This window comes from Dictyobacter halimunensis, assembly GCF_036245075.1.
Window position 1 is genome coordinate 4,294,634 of sequence record NZ_BSRI01000002.1, and the last position, 25,122, is coordinate 4,319,755.

At 56.2% G+C, this 25,122-nt stretch carries 23 protein-coding genes; 8 read left to right on the forward strand and 15 right to left on the reverse strand.

The annotated features are described in order from the left end of the window. Positions 1-51: 51 nt before the first annotated feature. The 5 genes from AABA21_RS31680 to paaD all read left to right on the forward strand — a co-directional run bounded on the left by AABA21_RS31680 (position 52) and on the right by paaD (position 4,094). The gene (locus AABA21_RS31680; RefSeq protein ID WP_338256407.1) at positions 52-702 is read left to right on the forward strand and encodes a TetR-type transcription factor C-terminal domain-containing protein; all 651 of its coding nucleotides are present in this window, start codon (positions 52-54) and stop codon (positions 700-702) included. A gap of 467 nt (positions 703-1,169) precedes the next feature. Beyond that, positions 1,170-2,102: a 1,2-phenylacetyl-CoA epoxidase subunit PaaA gene (gene paaA, locus AABA21_RS31685; RefSeq protein ID WP_338256409.1), complete on the forward strand. Its 933-nt coding sequence runs from the start codon at positions 1,170-1,172 to the stop codon at positions 2,100-2,102. A 22-nt stretch (positions 2,103-2,124) separates the two neighbouring features. Beyond that, entirely contained in the window at positions 2,125-2,712 is a 588-nt protein-coding gene (locus AABA21_RS31690) for a hypothetical protein (protein WP_338256410.1), read from the forward strand. Next, positions 2,712-3,545, forward strand: a complete 834-nt coding sequence (gene paaC / locus AABA21_RS31695; protein ID WP_338256411.1) for a 1,2-phenylacetyl-CoA epoxidase subunit PaaC — start codon at positions 2,712-2,714, stop codon at positions 3,543-3,545. Before AABA21_RS31690 ends, paaC begins: the two co-directional genes overlap by 1 nt. A 27-nt stretch (positions 3,546-3,572) precedes the next feature. Then, complete coding sequence (gene paaD, locus AABA21_RS31700; RefSeq protein ID WP_338256412.1) at positions 3,573-4,094, forward strand: 1,2-phenylacetyl-CoA epoxidase subunit PaaD; 522 nt, start codon at positions 3,573-3,575, stop codon at positions 4,092-4,094. A 149-nt stretch (positions 4,095-4,243) separates the two neighbouring features. Here the strand turns inward: paaD and cydB are convergent, their stop codons facing one another. The 4 genes from cydB to cydD form a co-directional block, all read right to left on the reverse strand. Continuing rightward, complete coding sequence (gene cydB / locus AABA21_RS31705) at positions 4,244-5,350, reverse strand: cytochrome d ubiquinol oxidase subunit II (protein ID WP_338256414.1); 1,107 nt, start codon at positions 5,348-5,350, stop codon at positions 4,244-4,246. 22 nt (positions 5,351-5,372) lie between these two features. After that, the gene (locus AABA21_RS31710; protein WP_338256416.1) at positions 5,373-6,764 is read right to left on the reverse strand and encodes a cytochrome ubiquinol oxidase subunit I; all 1,392 of its coding nucleotides are present in this window, start codon (positions 6,762-6,764) and stop codon (positions 5,373-5,375) included. Between the two features lie 84 nt (positions 6,765-6,848). After that, positions 6,849-8,603, reverse strand: a complete 1,755-nt coding sequence (cydC, locus tag AABA21_RS31715; RefSeq protein ID WP_338256417.1) for a thiol reductant ABC exporter subunit CydC — start codon at positions 8,601-8,603, stop codon at positions 6,849-6,851. Then, positions 8,600-10,345, reverse strand: coding sequence for a thiol reductant ABC exporter subunit CydD (cydD, locus tag AABA21_RS31720; RefSeq protein WP_338256418.1), 1,746 nt, complete (start codon positions 10,343-10,345; stop codon positions 8,600-8,602). The genes cydC and cydD overlap by 4 nt, the downstream gene beginning before the upstream one ends. Before the next feature lie 479 nt (positions 10,346-10,824). On the opposite strand from cydD, the gene AABA21_RS31725 reads away from it, so the two are divergent. Together AABA21_RS31725 and AABA21_RS31730 are read left to right on the forward strand one after the other, a co-directional pair. Beyond that, the gene (locus AABA21_RS31725) at positions 10,825-12,027 is read left to right on the forward strand and encodes a thiolase family protein (RefSeq protein ID WP_420917237.1); all 1,203 of its coding nucleotides are present in this window, start codon (positions 10,825-10,827) and stop codon (positions 12,025-12,027) included. Positions 12,028-12,078: 51 nt separating this feature from the next. Further along, positions 12,079-12,843: an enoyl-CoA hydratase-related protein gene (locus AABA21_RS31730; protein WP_338256421.1), complete on the forward strand. Its 765-nt coding sequence runs from the start codon at positions 12,079-12,081 to the stop codon at positions 12,841-12,843. A 217-nt stretch (positions 12,844-13,060) separates the two neighbouring features. Here the strand turns inward: AABA21_RS31730 and AABA21_RS31735 are convergent, their stop codons facing one another. The 7 genes from AABA21_RS31735 to AABA21_RS31765 all read right to left on the reverse strand — a co-directional run bounded on the left by AABA21_RS31735 (position 13,061) and on the right by AABA21_RS31765 (position 20,308). Beyond that, positions 13,061-14,977 carry an ABC transporter ATP-binding protein gene (locus AABA21_RS31735; protein WP_338256423.1) on the reverse strand — a complete coding sequence of 639 codons (1,917 nt, stop codon included), beginning with the start codon at positions 14,975-14,977 and terminating at the stop codon, positions 13,061-13,063. Continuing rightward, on the reverse strand, positions 14,974-16,701 hold the full coding sequence (locus tag AABA21_RS31740) for an ABC transporter ATP-binding protein (protein ID WP_338256424.1): 1,728 nt from the start codon (positions 16,699-16,701) through the stop codon (positions 14,974-14,976). Before AABA21_RS31740 ends, AABA21_RS31735 begins: the two co-directional genes overlap by 4 nt. Then, positions 16,698-17,186 (reverse strand): MarR family winged helix-turn-helix transcriptional regulator, encoded by a 489-nt coding sequence (locus tag AABA21_RS31745; RefSeq protein ID WP_338256425.1) that lies wholly within the window; start codon positions 17,184-17,186, stop codon positions 16,698-16,700. Before AABA21_RS31745 ends, AABA21_RS31740 begins: the two co-directional genes overlap by 4 nt. 205 nt (positions 17,187-17,391) lie before the next feature. Then, positions 17,392-17,799, reverse strand: coding sequence for a nitroreductase family deazaflavin-dependent oxidoreductase (locus AABA21_RS31750; RefSeq protein ID WP_338256426.1), 408 nt, complete (start codon positions 17,797-17,799; stop codon positions 17,392-17,394). A 276-nt stretch (positions 17,800-18,075) separates the two neighbouring features. Beyond that, positions 18,076-19,041 (reverse strand): universal stress protein, encoded by a 966-nt coding sequence (locus AABA21_RS31755; RefSeq protein WP_338256428.1) that lies wholly within the window; start codon positions 19,039-19,041, stop codon positions 18,076-18,078. A gap of 144 nt (positions 19,042-19,185) precedes the next feature. Then, complete coding sequence (locus AABA21_RS31760; RefSeq protein WP_338256429.1) at positions 19,186-19,647, reverse strand: Hsp20/alpha crystallin family protein; 462 nt, start codon at positions 19,645-19,647, stop codon at positions 19,186-19,188. Between the two features lie 295 nt (positions 19,648-19,942). Beyond that, positions 19,943-20,308 carry a TraR/DksA family transcriptional regulator gene (locus AABA21_RS31765; protein WP_338256431.1) on the reverse strand — a complete coding sequence of 122 codons (366 nt, stop codon included), beginning with the start codon at positions 20,306-20,308 and terminating at the stop codon, positions 19,943-19,945. 435 nt (positions 20,309-20,743) lie between these two features. Here AABA21_RS31765 and AABA21_RS31770 point away from each other — a divergent pair, with 435 nt between their 5' ends. Beyond that, on the forward strand, positions 20,744-21,868 hold the full coding sequence (locus AABA21_RS31770) for a site-2 protease family protein (protein ID WP_338256433.1): 1,125 nt from the start codon (positions 20,744-20,746) through the stop codon (positions 21,866-21,868). A 21-nt stretch (positions 21,869-21,889) separates the two neighbouring features. Here the strand turns inward: AABA21_RS31770 and AABA21_RS31775 are convergent, their stop codons facing one another. The 4 genes from AABA21_RS31775 to AABA21_RS31790 all read right to left on the reverse strand — a co-directional run bounded on the left by AABA21_RS31775 (position 21,890) and on the right by AABA21_RS31790 (position 25,097). Further along, positions 21,890-22,372, reverse strand: a complete 483-nt coding sequence (locus AABA21_RS31775; RefSeq protein WP_338256434.1) for an aminoacyl-tRNA deacylase — start codon at positions 22,370-22,372, stop codon at positions 21,890-21,892. Between the two features lie 133 nt (positions 22,373-22,505). Further along, complete coding sequence (locus AABA21_RS31780) at positions 22,506-22,739, reverse strand: hypothetical protein (protein WP_338256436.1); 234 nt, start codon at positions 22,737-22,739, stop codon at positions 22,506-22,508. A 169-nt stretch (positions 22,740-22,908) separates the two neighbouring features. Further along, positions 22,909-23,895, reverse strand: coding sequence for a universal stress protein (locus AABA21_RS31785; protein WP_338256437.1), 987 nt, complete (start codon positions 23,893-23,895; stop codon positions 22,909-22,911). Positions 23,896-24,056: 161 nt separating this feature from the next. Next, positions 24,057-25,097 carry a universal stress protein gene (locus AABA21_RS31790; protein WP_338256438.1) on the reverse strand — a complete coding sequence of 347 codons (1,041 nt, stop codon included), beginning with the start codon at positions 25,095-25,097 and terminating at the stop codon, positions 24,057-24,059. Positions 25,098-25,122 lie beyond the last annotated feature (25 nt).

Genomic DNA, 25,122 nt, shown 5'->3' on the forward strand with positions numbered 1-25,122 from the left:
TAAAATAGAGATACTCTACACCAGATAAAAAACAACGGGAAGCATGGCATTATGAAACAGAATCAGCCCGATCCAATCTCCCAGCCAAAGACTCGTCGAAAAGACAGCGAGAACGAAGGCGGTAAACGAACACGCTTGACGCAGAAGGCCATCGTCGAGACGGCGGCTGAGCTTTTCGCCCAGCGCGGCTTCGGCGCCACCAGCTTGAACGATATCGCTGATGCCCTGGGCGTCACCAAGGTCGCTCTCTACTACCACGTCAAAAACAAAGAGGAGATCCTGCGCCTCGTCTACCTGACCGTTCTCAACATCGCCGAAGAGCCCCTGCGCCGCATCGTCGAATCCGACCTCAGGCCGCGCGAAAAGCTCCAGCAGGCCATCGAGCACCACATCGCCATCACCGCCAACGCCTCGCCGGCCGTCACTGTCTTCTACCGCGAGCAGGCCCACCTCACCGGACCTTTCGCCCGTGAAATCGCCCTGCGCGAAAAAGACTACGAACGCTACTTTGAACAGATCATCACAGAAGGCATCGCCGCCCACGCCTTCAAACCCGACTTCGACTCCAAAATCGTCACCTTCGGCCTCTTAGGAATGTGCCACTGGCTCTCCCACTGGTACCAACCTTCCGGCCGCTACACCCCCCAACAGATCGCCACCATGTTCATCTCCCTCACCGAAAACGGCCTCCTCACCCCATAAAATCGGCCGCGAGGGCCAAATCCATGGGCGTGCATTTCCGTGTGTGGAGGGAAATCGGCCGCAAGGGCCGAACCTACGTTGTATTCATTCTTTTTACATGAGAAACGTGGAGGTGCACCAGGGGCATCAGAAGGAGCATGCCCCACCTTATTTTCCTTTTGAGGAGCGTGCGCATGCACCAGGGGCGCTAGCCCCTGGTGCATGCGCACGCTCCTCAAAAACTCCGGTGCCGCCGTCAGGCGGCACCGCAAATGATGGGCACAATGCCCCCATTTTCAAGTCAATGTGTGGGGTGCAGTTATTTTACCGATCGGTAAAATAACTGCACCCCACACATTGACTTTTACCGCATTCTCTTTTATATTTTTACCATACGGTAAAAATATGTTTGAGATATTCCATATAAACACACACCATACCAATATGGCTCTGTTGATAGTGAGAGCCGGATAAGAGAGGTAGTGAACATGACTCAGGAACAAGAAGACGCACGGGTAGCAGAATTTCGCGCCTACCTCGCGGCAGGAGGCAAAGTTGAAGCGACCGACTGGATGCCAGACGGCTATCGGCAGTCGTTGATCCGCTTCATCGAGATGCACGCCAATTCTGAGCTGATGGGTGCCCTTCCTGAGCGTGATTGGATTATGCGTGCCCCCACCATTCATCGCAAGCTGGCGCTGACCGCGAAGATCCAGGACGAAGTGGGGCATGCCGAGCTGCTGTATCGCCTGGTTGAAGACCTGGGCAAGCCGCGCAGCGCCTGCCTGGACGATCTGATCGCGGGCAAGGGCAAGTTCCATAATACCTTCCACTACACCACCAAATCGTGGGCCGATGTGGGTATCATCGCCTGGCTGGTGGACGCGGCCGCCATCGTCTCGCAGCACGCGCTGCGCGATAGCAGCTACGCGCCCTACGCGCGCACGATGCAGAAGATCTGCTGGGAAGAATCCTTCCATATGATGCATGGCCGCGACATGGTGATCACCATGATGAACGGGACCGACGGCCAGCGTGCGATGGCCCAGGAGGCCCTTGAGCGCTGGTGGCCGGCACTGATGGTCTTCCACGGACCCAACACCCCGGCCGAAAAAGATAAAGACCTGCAGTGGCGCATCAAAGCCAAGACTAACGAGGATCTGCGCCAGGAGTTCTTAAACGTCCAGGTGCCGCGCCTGCGCGAGGTGGGCCTGGTCATTCCAGATCCCGAGTTGCGCTACGACGCGGGGCAGGGGCGCTGGCTCTATAGCGAGCCCCGCTGGGACGATCTGCGCGCCATCGCCCGCAATCAGGGACCGGCCTCGGCTGAGCGCATCGGCTTCCGCCGCCTCTCCTACGAGGAGAGCCAGTGGGTGCGCGACGCGATGCAGCGCCAGCAGGCCGCGGCCAGTATCGCATAATACGTGACAGAGGTGGATCCCAATGACGGATAATACAGCCCATGCTTCGCTCTCCGCTCTGACCAACGCGGTCGATGAGGGCGAGGTTTTTGAGATTTTCCAGCAGGCGCCGCGCGAGCATATCCCGCGTCATGGCGGCAACCTGCGAGCCGCCGATAGTGAGCTGGCCATCCATTACGCCAGGGAGTTTTATGGTCGCAGGCAGGAAAGCCAGAAAATCTGGATCATTCCCCGTACCAGTCTGCTTGAGATCTGCTATGATCCGGCGGCTCCCATTGATCCACAGCCGGCCGCGATCAGCGCGCAGGCCGGGTTGTTTGTCGTATTCGCGCAGAGGCAGGCGGGGAAGCCGCTGCTCTGGCTGCAGAACCTGACCGCCGGTAGTCAGCAGGATGCGCGAGCGCAGGCGCTGGCCCTGCTCCAGGACAATGAGGGCGCCTATCTGCGTCTCTGGCTCTGTCCCCTCAGCGCCATTACGGTGCTGGATAATCCCGATCTGTTGCAGCCTCCGCTCGATCGCTCGTATCGACGGCTCGATGGCTATGATATTCGTGAAAAACTACACATTGCCCGTCAGCGTGTCAGGGCGCAAGAAGAGAGGCAGCACTGATGAAATTCACCGATGCATCGATGGTCCCGCCCGACCTAAAGCAGCCACTGAGCAATTTCTTGTTGTCCCTGGCGGACGACGAATTTATCCTGGGTTACTGGGATTCTGAGTGGACCGGCGTGGCTCCCACGCTGGAGGAGGATGTGGCCTGTAGCTCGATCGCGCAGGATGAGATCGGCCACGCCCGGCTGTTCTACCAGGAGGTAGCGGCTCTGACCGGTTCAACTCCCGATCAGGTGGCTTACGATCGCTCACTCAGCGAGTATCGGCAGATGCAGCTGGTGGAGCGCCGCCGTGGTAACTGGGCCTTCACCTGCGCCCGGCGTTTCTTCTACGAGACCTCCGACCAGGTGCGCCTGGCCAGCCTGACCACCTCAACCTATCGGCCACTGGTCGAGGCTATCGGCAAGATTGAGCGCGAAGAGGTCTATCACCAGATGCACAGCATCGCCTGGCTGAATCGCCTGGCGAACGGGACCCCCACCGCTTACAAGCTATTGACCGAGTCCCTGCAGCAGCTCTGGCCGGATGCATTGGGCATCTTTGAACCGTTCGAAAACGAGGATATCCTGTTGGGGGTCGGTATCCTGCCCGTTCCGTCCTCCGAACTGGAGCAGCGCTGGCTGGGCGAAGTCGTACCGGTATTTGAGCGTCTGCAACTACCGCTGCCGATCAAGAAAGAATCTTCAAGCGAGGATGGTGCTCCGGCCATTTATCGTCCTACTATCGCGGCGCGTACGGGTGGTCGACATGGGCAGCATGGCGCCGATTTTACCGACCTGTGGGACCAGATGACGATGGTTTCGCGCATGGAGCCCGGGGCGATCTGGTAGCCCTGCTGGGAAAGATTGGAAGGACGCATGTCTGAGACGATAACGCACACAAATGACGGTTCTCTGGGTGAGCAGCAGGTATGGGACGCCTTGCAGATGGTGCCAGATCCCGAGCTGCCCGCTATCTCGGTGGTCGATATGGGCATTATCCGACGCATCGACATCGATGAAGCCAGTTCATCGATTCGCGTTGTGATTACGCCCACCTTCTCCGGCTGTCCCGCCTTAAGCCAGATCCAGGCGTCGATCGCGGAAAAATTGCGTTCCCTGGCAAAGGATGTTGAGGTCTCGGTTACCATGCAGCAGCCCTGGACCAGCGATATGCTGAGCGAGTCGGCCCGCCAGAAGCTGAACAAGGTTGGCATTGCCCCTCCTCCGCACGTGGGGCGTGGTCCTCTGCTGCCCATGCTTATGCAGCAGCCCCTGACCTGTCCCCACTGTGGCTCACAGCAGACCATGCTCGAGAATCCCTTTGGTCCCACGCCCTGTCGTGCCATCGCCTATTGCCAGCACTGCCACCAGCCCTTTGAGCAATTTAAACCGATCTAGTCGACCTGGACGGTGCGGACACCCGTGCGAGGCGCTCATGAGTCAATTTTGTATTGGTGCGTGGGGTGCGCATTCGCGCACCCCACGCACCAATACAAAAACCAGTGCGGCCACGTAGCGGACGCGCGTGTGGGGGTGCTTACGTACCCTCAGGAGTTTGGCGTATTGGAAGCTCGACTCTGCCCCAACTTATGCTGGGCATAATCTCCATATCCACCTCCTATCGTGGTACCTGAAGGAACCTTACCCCAGAAGAGGCGATAGGTAAGGATGAAGTAGACGCTGGCCAGCATGATGCCGATAATCCACCAGACCAGACCGACTGCCTGGCCGTATGCCGAAGCGGACGCGTTATGGATCGTCAGGCTGTTGGCCCGAGTGGTGGCCGGTAGCATATAGGGATACAGGCTGGCGGCTGTGCTGGCGAGCATCCCGATAATGAAGGCGCAGGAAGAGAAAAAGGCCAGCCGATCACGCCCTCTAAACAATCCCAATCCAATGCCTGCCCAGCCGATGAGCGCGATAAGCGGGAAGATCACGATCCAGTAGCGGCTCCCAAAGTTCTCACTGATCAAGGGCTGAACGATAATTGTGACCACAGTGACTACGATGGCCATGACGATACTGATGAGCCATGTGGCCTTCGCGATCCGGCGTGCCCGCTGTTGCAGCATGCTCTCCGTTTTGACTGCGATGAAGGTGGCTCCGTGAGTGGTCAGGACCACCAGCGCGAACAGGCCGATAAGGACCGTATACCAGTCCAGGATGCCGGTAACGGCGCTAAAGGGATTAAAATCAGTCCATAGCGCCTCAAAAAACACCCCATGGGCGTCCATCGGCACCCCGCGAATAACATTCCCCATGGCTGCGCCAAAGAAGATGGCCAGCAACGCGCTCCCGATAAAGAATCCGCCATCCCAGAAGGCGACCCAGACCGGATTTGAGATGTGCGAGCGAAGCTCGATAGCGACACCACGCACAATCAGGAGCCAGAGCACAATGATTAATGGCAGGTAGAAGCCACTAAAGCTGGAAGCATACAGGATGGGGAACGAAAAGAAGAGCGTACCGCCCGCGGCGATCAGCCAGACTTCATTGCCGTCCCAAACAGGGCCGATCGCGCGCAGCACCTGTTCCCGCTCAGACTCAGTGCGCGCCGCGAATAGATGAATCACGCCCGCGCCCAGATCGAAGCCATCCAGCAGGATATACATCGTGAGCATAAAGGCAATTAGGATAAACCAGAGTGTCTGCATAATCTATTTCTCTCCTTGCCACTTAAGCTTTGTTGATCAATCCCTGGGGTTGAGGCGTGTCGGACGGCTCATCACCTTCGTCAACCATCGCCACATGTCCTGGCCCGCGTCCAGTCTCATAGACCACCAGCACCACGTAGAGAATACCCAGCAGCAGATAGATGCCGGCAAAGCCCAGCAGGGTGAACAGGATATTGCCGTCGCCAACCTGAGGCGATGAGCCCTGTGCCGTGTGTAAGAGACCGTAGACGATCCAGGGTTGCCGGCCAAGCTCAGTAGTAAACCAGCCCGCTATATTGGCGATAAATGGAAATGGCAGGGCCAGGAAGAGAATCCAGTGCATCCAGCGTGAGCGAAACAACATTTTACGCCAGAGAAGCAGTACCGCCAGGGCCATAATTGCGATAAAGATTGTGCCCAGGCCAACCATGATATGGTAGCTATAGTAGAGCAGAGCCACAGAATCGGGACGCTGATCGGCTGGGAAGGTATTGAGCCCGCGCACCTGAGCCGTCCAGTGGCGATACGTAAGCACACTCAACGCATTGGGTACTACCAGTGGATTATCCAATGTGCCTCTGCCCGCGTCTGGCTGTCCGATGATGACGATGCCGGCACCATTCTCGGTCTGGAACAGGCCCTCCATCGCCGCCAGCTTTGCGGGTTGGCTGTCTGTTACCTGCCTACCTTCGGCATCACCGGTGGGGAAGATTTGAATCGCGGTTGCGATCAATCCAACGATTACGCCGACAGTAACAAAGATGCGCGCGTACTCTTCATGCTTTCTGACCAGCAGATAATACGCGCCCACACCTGCCATCGCGAATGCTCCGGTTACCACCGCTGCGCTCATCGTATGCGAATATTGCGCGAGGATCCAGGGATTGAACAGGACGGCCCAGTAGTTCGATATCGTCAGGTGATTCCCTGTGATGGTATAGCCCACTGGATGCTGCATCCAGGCGTTGGAGGCGATAATAAAGCCGCCCGATGCCCAGGTACCCAGCCAGACCATGAAGGCTGAGAACCAGTGCATCTTTTGGCCGAAAGCCTGTTCCCCAAACAGGAAGATACCCAGAAAGGCCGATTCTATAAAGAATGCGAAAGCGCCCTCCATCGCCAGCGTTTGCCCGATGATATCTCCGGCGTACATGGAGAAGCGCGACCAGTTCGTGCCGAACTGGAACTCCATGGGGATACCTGTCACCACACCCATAATAAAGGTGATGGCGAAGATACGGGCCCAGAAGCGTGCACTGATGTTCAGTCGCTCATCCTTGCGCCACAGATAGAGCGTTTTGAGAATGAGCATGAGCAGTGCCAGGCCCATGGTCAACTGTGGAAAGAGATAGTGGAAGCCTATGGTAAAGGCGAATTGGGCCCGCGATAGATACGTTGCCAGTACATCATTCATAGAAAACAAACTCCAGTGAGATAGGTTGACTACCCCGATATCAAAAATGTAGCATATTGCTTACACGTAACATTGCCAATAACATTAGTGTATGGTTTCTACCAGATTAAAGATGCCATTTTGCATCTCATACATCCGCCAGTAGAGTCCCTTGTCCGCCAGTAGTTCCTGGTGCGTCCCCTGTTCGCGGATACGGCCATGTTCAAGCACCACGATCTGGTCCATGCGTTCCATAGAGATAAGGCGATGGGTAATCAGCAGCGTCGTTTTATCTGCCATTAACGTATCGAGCGTATCGAGTAATCCGCGCTCCGTTAATGGATCGAGATTCGCCGTCGCCTCATCGAGAATCAGAATGGGAGCGTTTTTAAGCAATGTGCGCGCAATGGCGATGCGCTGTTGCTCCCCGCCCGAGAGCCGTAGCCCCTGCTCACCGATCCAGGTGTTCAGGCCATCTGGCAGCCGGGCGATCGTTTCTGAGAGCTGGGCCTGTTCGATTACCTTCTCCAACTCCCCTTCGCTGGCCTCTGGACGAGCCAGCAGCAGATTCTGACGAATGGTCTCGTTGAACAGATAGGTGTCCTGGGTCATCACGCCCGTCTGGCCGCGCAGATCGGCCAGTGAGCAGGCGCGAACATCCTGCCCATTGAGTTTGAGGACACCGCTGGTCGGGTCCCAGAAACGTAAGATGAGCTTGACCAGCGTGCTTTTGCCCGACCCGCTGGGTCCAACAATAGCGACACGACCGCCCGAGCGAATACGTAGATTGATATTGCGCAGAATCTCTTCACCGCCCGGTTGATAGGCAAACGACACATCCTCGAATTCCAGTGCGTATGTGCCGGAGGCGGGGATCTGCGCAGGCTCCTGGCTATCAACAATGGCGGGCGGTGTGTCAACGATCTGAAACAGTTTCTCTCCGGCCGCCAGGGAATGTCCCAGGAACTGAAAGGCTTGGCCTAAGGGTTGGATAGCTTCGAAGCTGGCCAGCAGGAAAAATACCAGGAAGGCCAGGTAAACACCATCAATGGTGTTCCGCAGAATGGGAGGTGTCACCAGGATGAGCACTGTCCAGATCGCCATATTCATCAGCAGATCCAGCAATGCCTGTTGCATACCGGCAATCATCGCCATGCGCCGTTGTATCGTTGCCAGCGTGTGATTCAGACCGGCGATGAGCTGTTGATGGGAGGCAGCGCGTCCGAAGGCGAGCAGGTCTTGCATTCCCTGGATGCCATCGATGATCTGTATATGCAGATCGGCGCGTGCCTGGAGCTGTCGCTTCCCCAGCGCCCTTGACAGCAGCGCGGCCAGTAGCGGCACTCCCAGCCCGGCTAGCAGCAGGAATACCAGCGCGGTCCAGGCCAGGGTGATCTGAAACAGCGAGAAGACCCAGAATGTGAGCAGCGTTACCAGGACGGCGACGACAAGCGGCTCGATGATCCGCAGATAGAGGTTCTGTAGCTCTTCAATATCACCGACGAGGTGCGAGAGCATCTCTCCACTGCGATAGGCCTGTATCTGCGCGGGGGCCAGCGGTTCGATACGTTGGTAGAACCATACGCGCAGGCGACCCAACAGTTGAAGCGTCACCTTGTGGGAAACAACGCGACCCATGTAGCGCGCGCCCGCGCGTCCAACGCCCGTGAAACGGACGATATAGATCGGGATGGTGAGAAAGGCGATGAGGGGAACAATCGCCGCGGCCGATATGAGATAGCCCGACATTGCCAGCAGACCGATATTGCACAGCGCCGTCAGGAATCCCAGCCCGATGGCGAGCAAGATCTGCTTGCGAAACGGTTTGAGATATGAAAGCAGGCGCAGAAATAGTCTCATGCGTAGGCCTCCTTCGTTTCGTTCCCCTGTACGAGCCTGGCATACTGTCCGTTACGCGCCAGCAGCTGTTGAGGTGTGCCACATTCCATAAGCTCGCCGTGCGCGAGGACCGCGATCTGTTTGGCCTGTTTGATGGTATTGTAGCGATGCGCGATGACCAGAACGGTACGCTGCTGCATCAGGCGCGCGATGGCCTGTTGAATCAGTACCTCGCTGATGGGGTCCAGACTCGATGTTGGTTCATCAAGGATGAGCAGGGGCGCATCTTTGAGAAAGGCGCGTGCGATGGCGAGCCGCTGTATCTGTCCCGCGCTAAGGCGGCTTCCTCGTTCTCCTACAATCGTGTTATAGCCATCCGGTAGCTGATCAATAAATTCGCTGGCGCCGGCCTGTTCAGCGGCATGCATCACCTCTTGCGCGCTGGCGGAGGGGCGCCCCAGGCGAATGTTGTCCATGATGGTGGTATCGAAGAGGTAAGGACGCTGCGGCACCAGGGCCACGTATTCACGCCACATTTCAACGGGAAGCTCGCTAATTGGTATCCCATTGATCGCGATGCAGCCGCCATCGCTATCCATAAAGCGCAGCAACAGATGGACGAGCGTGCTCTTTCCTGAACCACTGCTACCGATAAGCGCGGTGCAGGTATTGGCCTCCATGCGCAGCGTCACGCCATGTAGAGCCGGTCTTGAACTCTGGGGATAGGTGTACGAAATATTGGTCAGTTCAAGCGTCAATTGTTCACGCGGTTTATTCTGATGCTCTGTGATAGTAAATGTTGTTTTGGCTGTTGGGACCGTCGTGTGTAATAGCTCGCTTATGCGCTGGGCCGCCGCTTTGCCCTCGATCGCCGCATGGCGGTGCGCGCCCAGATCCCGTAAAGGACGGTAGAATTCGGGGACCAGCAGTAAGATCAGGAAGGCATCGGCGAACGGGATGCTGTGATTCAGCAAGCGAATGCCAAGCGCGACCGCGATCAACGCGATCGCCAGCGCCGTCATAAATTCGAGCACCAGGCCAGAGATAAAAGCGATACGCAATACTTTCATAGTTGTATGCTCGAACCGCTGGCTGATCCTGGAGATGCGCTTGTTGGCCTCCTCGCTATGCCAAAAGATCTTCAGCGTAGGGAGCCCCTGGATCGAGTCCAGGAAGTGCGCGCTCATATGGGTCAGGGCCCTCCATTGTTTTTGTGTGCGTTTTTCTGTATAGGTCCCGATCATATACATCATGAGCACAATAATGGGCGCCGTCACCATCAGGAGCAGCGCGCTGATCCAATCAATGGGCAGTAGATAGATGAAGATCAGCAAGGGGATGCAAACGCTGAGCACCGTCTGCGGAAGGTACTGACTGATATATGCATCCAGCCGCTCGATCCCATCACTCAGCGTTGCCAGCAGCTCTCCCGTACGCGCATTTGAGCGCAGCGCCGGCCCCAGCGCCATCAGATGCGCGAAGAGGTAGTTCCGCAGAGCCACTTTGGCCCGTAGTGCGCTTTCCTGTGCGCTCACTTCACGCAACCAGGTCAACGCTGATCGTACAACGAGCATGATGAGCAGGAGAGACAGGGGAAATACCTGCTGAGACAGCCCTTGCCTTTTCATAAAGACTGCATTTACGATGCTGCTGAGCAGGGAGAGTTGCACGATCATGACCACCGTCCAGGCCAACCCAAGCACCACCGTCAAAATAAGGAATATCCGGCTACTTTTGCTGTAGCGAAGAAGTTCTCTATTCATATGTTCTTACTATTCAGAGTGCATGTATTTATACGCACCTGTTTACCTACCTTGCCACAAAGAGTTGATGTACAGGTTCATGAATATATCAGGGAGTATCTCATCCCTATAAAGGGATAAAACACTCCCTGACAGCCAGTGTGATATGGATGTTTTAGCTCCTCTCAAACCAGGTGGATGAATTGAACACCAGACTCTCTGCGTAGTACTATCTTTAACTATATGTTACACGTAAGTGTATGCCAGGTGGTTACATATTATTGGCTCTGACAAGCGGGGATGCGCCTTCAGCGAATAATGGCTGGAGTTCTTTTCGCAGGCAACGCGCCGAGGGCATCTGTGCCTGTTATTAGCGTGCTTAAGAAACGCGTTTATGCCTGTCCGAACGGTGTGTTGAGAATGCATCAGGTATTAAAATTTCCATGATATAATAAAAGCCGAAGAAAAACCCACAACGATGCGGGAAGGAGCAGTCTATGTTGCAGGAGGCCGTTATTCTTTCGGCTGTACGTACCCCGATTGGACGCTACAATGGGGTCCTCAAAGATGTGCGCCCCGATGATCTCGGGGCCCTTGTCATTCGTGAAGCGATCGCGTGCGCCACTATTTCGCCTGAGGAGATCGAGGATGTGGTGATGGGATGCGCCAATCAGGCCGGTGAAGATAATCGAAACGTCGCCCGTATGTCTCTCTTGCTGGCCGGTCTGCCGGTGACGGTGGCGGGACAGACCGTGAACCGGCTGTGTGGCTCTGGCCTGCAGGCGGTCAACGATGCCTCCCAGGCTATCTGGAGCGAGCAAGGGGAACTGTTTGTAGCCGGGGGAGTCGAGAGCATGAGCCGCGCCCCTTTTGTGATGGGCAAGGCCGAGACCGCCTTTCCGCGCGGCAACCTGACCATGTACGATACGACTATCGGCTGGCGCTTCACCAATCCCCGTCTGGCCGAGATGCATTATCCCTATAGCATGGGCGAGACGGCCGAAAACGTGGCCAGCAAGTATCATATCGAGCGCGCCGAGCAGGACGAGTTCGCGCTGCGCAGCCAGCAGAGCGCCGTTGCCGCCATGAATGAGGGCCGCTTCGCCGATGAACTGGTCAATGTGGTGGTACCGCAGAAGAAGGGCGAGCCCATCACCGTATCGCGCGACGAGCATCCACGGGCCGATACCTCGCTGGCCGCGCTCAGCAAGCTCAGGCCGGCCTTCAAAAAGGATGGTGGCACGGTAACCGCCGGCAACTCCGCTGGTATCAACGATGGCGCCGCCGCCCTGGTACTCTCTTCCCAGAGCTACGCCAGCGCGCACGGACTCCAGCCGTTGGCGCGTATCGTCACCACGGCCGTCGCCGGTGTCGATCCCGCCTACATGGGCCTGGGACCCATCCCGGCCGCGCGCAAAGCCCTCAAGCGAGCCGGGCTGAGCATAGATGATATGGATCTTATTGAGCTGAACGAGGCGTTTGCTGCGCAGTCTTTACAATGTATGCGTGAGCTAGAAATTCCAGTTGACAAACTCAATGTGAATGGAGGCGCCATCGCCCTGGGACATCCCCTGGGCGCTTCCGGGGCGCGCATCCTGACCACCCTGCTGCACGAACTGCGCCGCCGTCAGGGCCGCTATGGCCTGGCCTGCATGTGTATCGGCGTCGGCCAGGGCATCGCCACCATCATTGAACGTTTGTAATTGCGCCTGCCATGGCGCGCTGGAGATATGTGAACCAGGAGGAGTTTATCTATGGTTATCACGCAACATCAGGAAGCGGGACTGCTGACCCTGACGCTCAATCGCCCCGATGCGCTCAACGCCATCACCACCGAGCTACTCGTCGAACTGGGACACGCCCTTGAGAAGGCGCAGGACCCGGCTGTACGCACCGTTTTACTGACCGGCGCCGGCCGCGCCTTTTCCGTAGGACAGGATCTCAAAGAGGTCCAGGTGCGACAGGAATCCTTTAAAGACCATCTGCGCCACTATAACCGCGTCATCAAGCTGCTGCAGCAGTTGGAAAAGCCGGTGCTGGCCGCTATCAATGGCGCCGCCGCCGGCGCTGGTTTCTCGCTGACCCTGGCCTGCGACCTGCGCCTGGCCTCCGAGGGCTCCTTTGTGACGGCCGCCTTCAGTCGCATCGGACTGGTGCCCGACAGTGGCATGAGTTATTTCTTGCCACGCATCATCGGCTGGAGCAAGGCCTTCGACATGCTGACCTTTTCTCCACGCATCACCGCCGAAGAGGCGTTCGAGATGGGCATCGTTGACCGCATCTTCCCTGACGACACTTTCCAGGAGCAGGTGCGCGCCTTCGCCATGGATCTGGCGCAAGGACCCACCCTGGCCATTGGCCTGACCAAACAACTCCTGCGCCGCAGCGGTAGCGCCTCCCTGGACGAGATGCTCGATCTCGAAGCCGAAATGCAAGACCGCGCCGGCCAGAGCCAGGACCACCAGGAAGGCCTCAAGGCGTTTATGGAAAAGCGGGGGACCCGCTTTTCCGGCCTCTAGGTCCGCTCCCCCGCACGCGCGTCCGCTACGCGGCCGCTTGTTTTTAAATTAAGTGTGGTTGCATTTTTGTGTTTTGCCTGCGCCTAGGCGCAGGCAAAACACAAAAATGCAACCACACTTAATTTAACTTATGAGCGCCGAAGGCGCGAATCAAAGGCATTAAGCAGCGATCTAAAAAAAGATGGGGCATGTACCACAGGTGCATGCCCCATCTTTTTTAGATCGCTGCCTGCGATTCTCTTGCCTGGACGGCGCTGTCTACGGTGCCGCCGGTGGTGAACTGGCTGTTGTACAGGTCGGCGTAGAAGCCGTTTCTGGCCAGCAGTTGTTCGTGCGTGCCCTGTTCGATGATGCTGCCGTGATTCATGACCAGGATCAGGTCGGCATCCCGAATGGTTGAGAGCCGGTGGGCGATTACGAAGCTGGTGCGACCCTGCATCAGTTCGCTCATGGCTTTCTGAATGTAGATCTCGGTTCGGGTATCGACGCTACTGGTGGCCTCGTCCAGGATCAGGATGGACGGATTGGCCAGGATCGCGCGGGCAATGGTCAGCAGCTGCTTCTGGCCCTGCGAGATGTTGGTGGCCTCCTCGTTCAGGACTGTATCATAGCTCTCAGGGAGCGTGCGGATAAAGTGGTCCGCGTGCGCTGCCTTCGCTGCCTGGATGATTTCCTGTTCCGTGGCCCCCTCGCGACCATAGCCGATGTTATCACGGATCGTGCCGTTGAAGAGCCAGGTATCCTGCAGTACCATGCCGAACATGCTGCGCAGATTGCCGCGCTTCAGCTCGGTGATATCGACGCCATCGACCATGATCCGGCCACCGTTGAGCTCATAGAAGCGCATCAACAGATTGACCAGCGTGGTCTTACCGGCGCCCGTCGGACCCACAATGGCGATCGTCTGGCCGGGTTTGACATCGATGTTCATATCTTCCATCAAGGGCACATCAGGCTTGTAACCGAACTGCACATGATCGAAGGTCACCTCGCCCATCGGCTCGGCGATAACTTTGACGTCGACCGCCTCCGGTATCTCTTCCTCCTCATCCAGCAGCTCGAAGACGCGCTCGGCCGAAGCGATGGTCGATTGAATGATGTTGGCGATATTGGCCAGCTGCGTGATCGGCATCGTGAACTGGCGCGAATACTGGATAAAGGCCTGGATATCACCGAGCTGGATCGTTCGCTGTGTAACCAGCACGCCGCCGATGACGGCAACAAACACATATCCCAGGTTGCCGATGAACATCATCAGCGGCATGATCGTACCGGAGATAAATTGTGCTCGCCATCCCGATTCATACAGGCTCTCATTTAATTTGTCGAATTCATCGATCGAGCGCCGCTCAAAGCCGAAGGCCTTCACGATCTTGTGCCCGGTATACATCTCTTCCACGTGCCCGTTTAGTACGCCCAGCGCGCGCTGCTGCCCCACAAAGTGTTTCTGCGAGCGCTTGGCTACGCCGATGGTAACGACCAGGCTGAGCGGAATCGTGATCAGCGTGACCAGCGTAAGCAGTGGACTGATCGTCAGCATCATGACGATGACGCCGACAATGGTGACCACCGAGGTGATCAACTGCGTCAGGCTTTGCTGCAGCGTGCTGCTGATATTATCCATATCGTTGACGGCCCGGCTCAGGATCTCTCCATGGGTGCGGGAGTCAAAGAATCTCAGCGGCAGGCGCGACAGCTTCTCTTCAACCTGCTTGCGCAGGTCATAGACCGTCCTCTGTGCCACGCTGGCCATAATATACTGCTGGATATAGTTGAAGACCGAACTGATGATATAGAGAATGGCCAATGTTATCAGGATCTGCTTGATGGCGCCGAAATCGACGCCCGCGCCCGGTACGCCCCGGTACTTGGCCAGCAGACCTTCAAACAGCTTGGTCGTTGCCTGGCCCAGAATCTTCGGACTGACGATATTGAAGATCGTGCTGATGATCGCGGCGATAAAGACCGCTGTCAGCGCGACTTTATGCGGCATCAGATAGCCGGTCAGGCGTTTGAGGGTTCCTTTAAAATCTTTGGCCTTCTCGACGGGCATACCCATGCCCATGCCGGGGCGACCACCGGGACCCATGCCCATGCCTCCCTGCGGTTGAGGCCGTCTGCGTGTCTCGCTCATGCGATTTCCTCCAACGAGAGCTGCGAGGATACGATTTCACGATATACCGTGTTGGTATCCATGAGTTCGCGATGATTGCCGATACCGACAATTTTCCCCTCATCCAATACGATAATGCGATCGGCGTCCATCACGGTGCTCACGCGCTGAGCCACAATGAACACAGTCGAGGTACGGGTCTCATCTTTGAGAGCCGCCCGCAAGCGGGCATCGGTTTTAAAGTCGAGCGCCGAGAAGCTGTCGTCAAAAATGTAGATCTCGGGCCTTCTCACCAGGGCGCGCGCGATCGAGAGGCGCTGCTTCTGTCCACCAGAAACGTTGTTGCCACCCTGAGCGATGATCGAATCAAAACCGTCCTTCATGCCAGAGATGAATTCGGTCGCCTGCGCGATGCGCGCGGCATACTCAACCTCTTCATCAGTGGCATCCTCTTTGCCATAGCGAATGTTCTCTTTAATGGTGCCCGAGAAGAGGACCGCCTTCTGGGGCACAAAGCCGATCTTGGAGCGCAGATGTTCCTGCGCCATCTCACGGATATCCACGCCGTCGATCAGAATGCTGCCCTCGTCAATATCGTAGAAGCGGGGCATCAGTCCAACCAGCGTTGACTTGCCAGCTCCGGTACCACCGATAATGGCGGTCACCTCGCCTGGGTTGGCCTGGAAGGATGCGTCATCGACCGCCGGCTGCTCCGCGCCAGGATAGCTGAAGGTGACATGGCTGAACTCGACATAGCCGCGCTTGCTCTGCGCCAGCCTGGTGTTGGCTGCGTCCACGATCTCAGGCTCGATCTCCAGCACCTCATTGATGCGCGCCGCCGAAGCGGATGCACGTGGTAGCATCACAAACATCATCGACACCATCAGCAATGAGAACATAATCTGCATCGCGTACTGCAGAAAGGCGATCAGCGAGCCAACCTGCATGTCGCCATTGTTAATGCGAATACTGCCGAACCAGAAGATGGCGATGGTGGTAAAGTTCATTAGCAGCATCATGACCGGCATCAGGGCCGCGATGGTGCGGTTGACCTTAATTGCGGTGTCGGTGAGATCCTCGTTCGCCACGTCGAAGCGCTGGATCTCGTGTTCGGTGCGATCAAATGCGCGGATTACACGTACACCTGTCAGGCCTTCATCCAGGATCAGGTTGATCTTATCGATCTTGGTCTGCATGATCTTGAACAGCGGGATCGCTCGACCGGTGATGATCAGGATGGTGATGATAATGATCGGAAGCGAGACCACGAATATCCAGGAGAGCTGCACGTCCTGGGATAAGGCCATGATAATGCCGCCGATGCACATCATTGGTGCGCTGATCATCATGCGCAACATGATGATTAATACCTGCTGTACCTGCGTGGTGTCATTGGTGGTGCGCGTGATCAGGGAGGCGGTGCCCACCTTATCAAATTCGTGCAGCGAGAACTGCTCCACGCGATTAAAGATCTTTGCGCGTATAATCTGACCAAAGCCGACAGCGGTCTTGGACGAGAAGTAGCTGGCGATGATGGTACATATCGCTCCACCGATCGCGATCAATAGCATGAAGCCGCCGACGCGCAAGATATAGTTGTTATCCCCTTTCACAATGCCCGTATCCACGATATCCGCCATCAGGGTGGGCAGATAGAGATCGGAAAGCGACTGCAAAAGGACAAGGACCAGAACTATCGCTACATACCATCGATAGGGCTTTAAAAACCTGAATAATTTGATCATGCTTCCTTGTCTCCGTGCCGACAGGCCATTGACCTATCTGGCTCTCGTTCGTTGAAGTATATATATACTTTCGTTAACAGTTCGGCGAGCTGCTCGCTTTGCTCTTCACCGAGGTAGTCGATCAGGCCATTGATCGAAGCAAAGAACGCTTCCGAGGCCCTGCTGGTCACCAGCTCACCCTTCGCCGTCAGCGCGACACCAACGGCGCGTCTATCTAACGGATCATTTTCTCTTTCAATTAACCCATCGGCCTCCAGTCCCTTGAGCAACTGGGTTATGGTTGGAGATGTAACATGGAGCATCCTGCTGAGTTCTGATACCTTCATCTTATGAGACGTCAGTTTCACCTGTCTTTTAATACATAACAGCAGTTTTATCTCGCTGGGTTTGCATCCTTCGATAGTGCTTTGATGCCAATCTGCTTTATCGAATTGCATAAAGGCGCGCAAAAGCCGCTGTGCTTTTGCCTCATCCTGTACGGGCATTTGCGCCCTCCTTTAGATAGGTTGGCAAATATTTTTGCAACTAATTAGTTTGGTAACCTAATTATATCCGAGCCATTATTATTCTGTCAATCATTTTTTCACTGAATTTTCTAAGAGTGTCAGACACACTTTTTATAGGTGTTGGTACGACACAACGGGTGGGAGCGTGCGCTCCCACCCGTTGTGTCGTACCAGATGTGTATTGTTAGATGCGCTCGAGGGCGATTACGGGGATCAGACGGGTCGTTTTCTGCTGGTATTCAGCGAACCCTGGATTTATACTGGACTGGGTGCTGTACAGGCGATCGCGCTCCTCACCGGTCACCTCGGTGGCTTTAACTTTTACGGTCTCAGTGCCGACCTCGACGGTGGCCTCTGGATTCGCCTTCAGGTTGTGATACCAGTCGGGATTAGTGGGGGCGCCAGCTTTAGAGGCAAAGATAACCATGCGCTCACCTTCCGGTAGATAGACCAGAGGGGTCGTGCGCTGCTGGCCACTCTTCGCGCCGGTCGAGGTTAGCAGCAGCATGTGGGCGCCCTCAAAGGGTCCACCGACCTTGCCGCCATTGCTGCGGAACTCATTAATAATCTGACTGTTCCAATCATTCGCCATAAAAAAACTCCTTTAGAATTATGTAAATATGCCCACAATAGAGCAATGTGCTTCCTCTCGTCAGGAAATCCGTTTATGATAACGCCAGCGCTCTATCGTTCTATTCCAGCAAAAACAAGCGATCCGGCACTTCTGACATCACAGTTTCATGTGAGTTAGTGCGATAGGGGCGCAAATGCGCCCCTATCGCACTAACTCACATAACGAAGGCGTCCGCGCATGCGGACGCCCGTGCGGGGGCACGCACATGCCCCGGAAAAAGTGTGTCTGACACCCTCACCTCTTTTTGGGCGGATGGACGACCAGCAGGGGAAGTTTGGTGTTGTTGAGGACGCGTTCAGCCACGCTGCCGGCGGCCCAGCGTGCTATGCCGCTTCGGCCATGGGTTGCCAGGGCGAGCAGGGCATATGCAGATGGCCCCTGCATGACGGGTACCCCTCCTTCAACCTCGCGGATGATGGTCTGGGCAATATCGCTTCCCATGCTCACAGACCAGGTGACGCGTACACCCAGTTGCGCGGCCGCCTCTCTGTTTAGACGCTCGCTGAGCTCTTTCAGATAGCTGGTGGCCTCGTCGTAGAGGAACTGCTGGATATCGAGCTTGTGGATTCTGCGGAAGATCTCTATCCGCTCGGCTTCCATCGCTTTTACGATGCGCAGCAGGTGTACCTCTCGTTGCCGTACATTCCCACAGGCGGCCGCCACGTAGAGCGTGGGCCGCAGTACCCTTTCCGCCATCTCTGAGCCATCGAGCGCGACGCAGAATTTGAGATCGCCGCTGGCGGTTCCGCAGGGCAATGAGTAGTTTTCACGCTGTATCAGTACCGGGGCGGTGCTATCGTGCACCATCTTCTGGGCTACACTGCCCAACATCCATTGCTTATAGCCTGTGTAACCATGACTTGTCATCACCACCAGGTCGATCGCATCCCTGCCTATCATTTCTAAGAGCATGGTAGCGACGTCGCCGGCATGGACCTCGATGGCTGTATCCAGGCGTTCCAGTTCCCGGGCGCCATATATGCGCTGTAGATATTCACGCGCCTCCTTCTCCTGTATCTCACGGATCTCGTTGGTTAACGCGGCCGCCTGGATCGAGGAGGCGCCGACCGTTTCAAATACATCGACAATTCTGGTGAGTATAATGGCGCTGTTATACGTGCGGGCGATATGGGCGGCAAGCGGCAATGCTTGTTCAGCGCGTGCTGATCCATCCAATGGAACAAGGATTCGCTTAAACATGGGAAGCCTCGCTTTCGAAACGTGTGCCCCTGGCATCCCTGCCAGAGAGTAGTGGCTGTAATTGCCGATAACCCATAGCTGGTACAGGCACCTACCTGTACCAGCTATGCACCAGGTGATTGATCATGGTGGCGCTATGTTATGCTAGCGTGAGCTAGTTGCCTCTTTGACTTTGATTGGCACCTGTTTCGCTTTGGCTTCTTCGACCTTGGGAACCTTGAGCGTCAACACTCCTTGCTCATACGAGGCCTGGATCTTGTCAGCATTGATATGGGTCGGCAATGCGATGGTGCGCTCGACTTCGTTGACATAGCGCTCACGCCTGATATAGTTCTCTTTTTCTTTCTGCTCTTTTTGCTCTCTCTTGCTGGCATGAATGCGAATTACGTTGTCTTCGGCGGTAACCTCAATCTCATCGGGTTTGAAGCCGGCGATGGAGGCCTCTATCACGAATTGCTTTTTGTCGTCCGTCTCGTACACATCAAGAGGAAGCATGCGGGGCGCCCCCATCTCAAAGCGTGGTGTGACGAAGCTCTCCTCAAACAAACGGCTCATCGCCTCACGCAGGGGCATCAGGGCATCTAATGGATCGCGGGGTGCTAACATTTCATAGCTCCTTTTGTGCTTGCAGCTTTTACTTGCAGTGCTTCTCTGGGAAGCTTCTGGTGAATATCTTTATTCATGGGATCGGATACGAGACGTCTGTTTTATGGCCGATCAGGAACTCGGCCGCGCGGGAAAGGTATGTATATGTCTGACTGATATGCTATACATATCCCTATACGTCTCTAATAGTAGTGTCGGAATATTTCATTTGCGTCACAGGGGGGGCTCGGGAATCACAGATAGATCACTAAAGTAATCATATCCGTACATGCGTCCGGGCTGGTTGCAGCTCGCCTTATCTAAAGGCAACCTGGCGATATTCTCCCTTTTCGCTCTCCTGCTGATCTTTTACGCACAGCTCCGCCCAGGGCAGGGCTTCCAGACGCCTGGCTGGAATAGGTTGACCACAGACGCGGCAGAGCCCATAGGTGCCTTCATCGATACGTTTAAGCGCGCTTTTAATGGTGCGGGCCAGCTTCAGGTCTTTATCGAGCATGGCTTCGGCCAGTTCGGTATCTGATACGCGCGTCGCGGCTTCTTCCAGATCCTCTTCCGCGAGTTCCATATTCGCCTTACCGCGTAATTCTTCGATCCGCTTTTGCAAGTCTAGCAGTTTGTTTTCTAGCAAGGTACGCCGGGCTTTTATATTACTTGACAGCATATCTGGTCCTCCTCATCCACCTCACTGTGGATGTTATCTCACATTGTTTTTGAGATAGGAATAACTGTTTCAGCGCAACACAAAGATATGCGTTGAAACAGTGGAATGCGTTGCTATCCCTTACATATAGTCCCCGGCAGGCACAAATGTATCACCAGGCGGCCTGTGTTTCTCTCAAATGCATCACAAAGTCCGGTGATATTGTGGGCAACACATAGCAAATCTTCTTTGTATTTCTTTTATTTGGAACCGGCTGTGCCTGCCTCGCGACTTCTGTGATCTCTCTGAGAGGGTGAGTGGCTGTTTGAGAAAGAAATGAGAGGCGCGAGCGGTATTTTATGGGTTGTAGATGGAATGATCAAGGATGAGCTAGAGTTTCTCTCGCGAGGGAGTGTCTGGATGCTCCCTCTTGTAATTGGAAGGGAGCGCTGTACTATGCCGGGCTCTTTGCGTATCGGAAAAATCGCGGGCATCGATATTGCCTTTCATGTAAGCTGGCTGATTATCGCGGTGCTTTTGAGCTGGTCTCTGGCGACGGGCTGGTTTGGGGTACGCTATCCAGGCTGGTCCACGGGAGCCTACTGGAGTGTCAGCGTGCTGGCTACGCTCTTGCTCTTCCTGTCAGTCTTTTTGCATGAGCTGGCGCATGCCCTGGTGGCGCGCGCGCGTGGCCTGCAGGTAAAGAGTATTACGCTGTTCCTCTTTGGGGGGGTCTCCAACATTGAGCAGGAGCCGGCGGCGCCAGATGTCGAGTTCCAGATGGCGCTGGTAGGACCCCTGACGAGCCTGGCGCTGGGCGGGCTGTCCTGGCTACTGGCGCTGGCCATCGGTCACAATGGCTCTCCCCTGAGCGCGATCTTTGAGTACCTGGCGCTGGCCAATCTGTTGCTGGGTGTCTTTAACCTGATTCCTGGCTTTCCGCTGGATGGAGGCCGCGTGCTGCACTCGATCATCTGGAAGATACGCGGCAATGTACGCTCCGCCACCCGCGTGGCGACCGGGGTAGGACAGTTTATCGCCTACGTCTTTATCTTTATCGGACTGTGGATCTTTTTCCGAGGATATGTGCTGGACGGTCTGTGGATCGGCTTTATCGGTTGGTTCTTGCTGAGCGGAGCGACCGCCGCCAGCGCGCAGGGTATGTTGGAGGGGATGTTCAAAGGCGTTCGCGTGGACGATGTGATGAATCACAGCCCTGCGACCGTTCCGGCTAATATCTCCCTGCAAAAGCTGGTCGATGACTATTTGCTGCCGTATGGCTGGCGCAGCGCCTTTGTGCTGCAAGGGGACCAGCTGGCCGGCCTGATCGCGCTCAGCGATATCCGCCACGTGCCGCGCGAGCAGTGGTCTCAGACCCCGGTCGGTTTTGTGATGGTCCCTCTGACTCGTTTGCACACGATCAACGCGGGACAGAGCCTCAACGACGTGCTGCCGCTGATGGTCGGTCGCGACCTGAACCAGCTGCCGGTGGTCTCCGAAGGCCATCTCCAGGGATCGATCAGCCGTGAGAACATTATGCACTTTATCGAGATCAAGCGCAGCCTGGGCCTGGACTCGTAGGCTCGGTTGCGCTTGCCGCGATTAGAAATCCGCCTGAGCTTGCGCGAAGATGGCGACGCGTGGATGCACCAGGCGCTCAAAATCAGCATACTTGATGCTCATGGTGTCGGTGTAGGTGCCTACCGGGAACGTAATGGAATCTTCGGCGGCCAGGCTGGTGTCTACATAGACCGGTATGCCATAGAGGTTGCCGAAGGGAGGCATGGTGCCGACTTCGCAGTCGGGGAAGGCCAGTTCAAACTCGTCTTCATGGGCCAGGCGCACATTTCCTGTCCCCGTAATGGCCCGTACTTTGCCCATGTCAACATAGTATGCCGCCGGCAAGACAAAGCACATCATCTGGTCATTTACCTGTAAGATGACCGTCTTGGCCGTCTTCTTGCTAGATATGTGTTCGCTCTCAGCGATCGTCCGAGCGCTAAACGTGCGTGGATGCTGCTGCTCCTGAAATGGTACCTGGTTTTGCTGGAGATACGTCTCCATCTTCTCTTTGCACTGCTGCATATCAAACCTCCTCGGAGATTGGCTGTTCTTGTTTATGTTGGTGATGGGGCAACCTTTTCTCGTGGTGTGGCCGCATTGACCAGGAAAAGCGCTGCGGCTCGGTGTACAGCGCTTCTCTGATCAATGCGTTATGCTACCGCGGGACTGTTATGCCGATGCGCTCGCGCAGCAGCTCCTTGGCCCGTGCCGCTCTCTTGCATTCCTCTAGCTGTGCGTCATGGAAGAACTGTGCTAGCTGATGATCACCAGCTCTTTCTGCATCCTTGCGGAAGTTCTCATATTTCCATGATCCTTCAAGCATGTGGTAGAGTACACTAATCAGGTCATAGTGCTCATTACATGTGGATGTGATCTCTTCTGCCTTCATGATGGTGTCCTCCTTTTGGATGTTCAAGAGCTTCTTGCTGTCGGGCCGCTCTTTTCGCCAGCTAACAGCTTTCCTGCTTAGAACCATAGCCCGCATATCTCTCACTGATATCTCCTGGTGTACGCGCATATCTCAAAACCATCACAAAAGCGTGGCATCCCAGCCATTGCTACCGGACCTGTTTGCCCATCCCGCTCAGTTGTTCAGCGCGCCGGGAATGCTGCGGTGGCCTGACGACCAGCAGTGATATTCGTGCCCTGGATAGGATGCGCTCGGTAACGCTACCGGTGAGCCAGCGCTGCAGGCCGCTACGGCCATGCGTGGCCAGGGCGATCAACTGGCAGCCAGGATGGTCTGTTGCTGCCGCGCCGCGTTCAGCGGTGTTGATCATTTGCGTGGCTACGTCCAGATTGTGGCACAGGGCAGTGCTGATCTCTATCGGGAGCGGTCCGAACCTGCCATCCCTTATCTGCTGTTCAATGGATTGGAGATAGGCCATAGCTCGTGGCGTCTCTTGCTTGAGCGCCCGGGAGACGCTATCTTCCTGTCCATATTCAAATGATGAAGGGAGATGAATGACCGAGGTAAGCTGGAGCGCGCCTGTGGCTGGAGCCGAAAGGGCCATGCTGAGATTGCCCGCCGGGACGATGGCCGTTTCGGCCAGTTCAGAGCCGTCCAGGGCTACCATGATGCGCACGGTTGAAGGCTGTGGCGCGCGTAGCTGTTGTTGCAAAGGATCATCTTCCTGTAGTACAAGCACCGGTGCGGGCGCGGTGCGCGTGATTTTCTGGGCGACGCTGCCCATGCTCCAGCGCTTTAATCCGGCGCGACCATGGCTGCACATCACAATCAGGTCGATGGCATAGGCTTCGGCGGCCAGGAGAATCTGTTCCGCCGGAAGACCGATGCGCGCCAGGGTGATGATCTCCAGGCCCGCTACTTCCTGGCTACGCGCGATGTTCTGTAGATAGAGCTTCTCCATATCTATGAGCAGATGTTCGCGGGGTAGCGTCGCTAACCCCATCTCATCTATGGGATTGATCGATTCGAGCAATATCAGCGTGCTGTTGTACAGGCGTGCGATGCGTGCGGCTACCGGTAGTGCATGTTCGGCCCGCGCCGATCCATCCAGAGGAACCAGAATGTGCTTAAACATAGTTCTTATCTCTTTATGCTCCCTGCCATGACCATCCATAACTCTCGATGGAGATATATGTCGCCTGGCTGATCGTCTGTTTTCACCTGTCCCGCCCGGCATTGTCCGGTGGGGCGGGACGGTGTTTTATCTGGACGCTCTACATGGTGGCAGATGGTCGGCTAGAAGATGATCGGTACATCGACAGTCTGGCGCTGTGCCTTCTCATGCTCTGCCTCCTGCGGCTTTCTGGCGTGTACGACCAGCAGCGGCCTCTGGGCGGCGTCGAGTACCTCTTCTGTGAAACTGCCGAGCAGGAGATGCTGGAAGCCGTGGCGTCCATGCGTGGTCATGGCGATGATGTCACAGCCCGTGAAGCCGGGGACGTCACCAATGCACGTGCTCTCTTCGAGGATGCGTTTGGTGACATCCTCGATATCCACATAGGCCACCACCGAGGTCGTAATCGTCAGCTGCAGCGACATCAGGGGACCCGTGTCTATCCGTTGCTTGATGACCTTGAGGTAGTCTTCGGCCTCGATCTGGTATTCTTTGTTGATGCGCTCCATCTGCTCCTTTGTCTGGTGTCCATAAGGCAGCAGGCGCTGGACGATCCGCGTCAGGTGGAGGGCGCCATGGTTGGGATGTGCCAGGGCGGCGCCCAGTAGCGCGGCCGGCGTGATAGCTTCTTCGGCCAGAGAGGAACCATCGAGGGCGACCAGGATGCGTGGTGCGTGCTGAAAGCTTAGCGGCTGGTTGTGGGACCTGTTCACCACCAGTACCGGAACGGGGCTGTGGCGCACCAGTTGTTGCGCGGTGCTGCCCATGATCCAGCGGGTCAGGCCGGTTTCGCCATGGCTACGCATGACGATCAGATCCACCCCTTGCTGCAGGGCGTAGTCGACGATGGTGCTGGTGGCACCGCCTAGCAGGACATCCGTCTGCACATTCAGCATATCGATATGCGCGCGTGCGACCGCCTGCTCCATATAGCTACGCGCGCTGGTAAAGGCCGCCTCGCGCATCGGCTCGGTGATGTCTGTCAGCGGTACCGGGTAGATGGGTACGCAACTGGAGGGTGGGACCACGCGGAGCAGCCGCAATTCGGCTTTGCTGCTCCGTGCGATCTGCGCCGCCAGTGGGAGCGCCGCCTCCGCCAGCGGGGAGCCATCCAGCGGAACCAGAATTTTGTTGAAGTAGGCTGTGCCGGTCCGGGTATTCATCGCTTTCTCCTTTCTTATAACAATT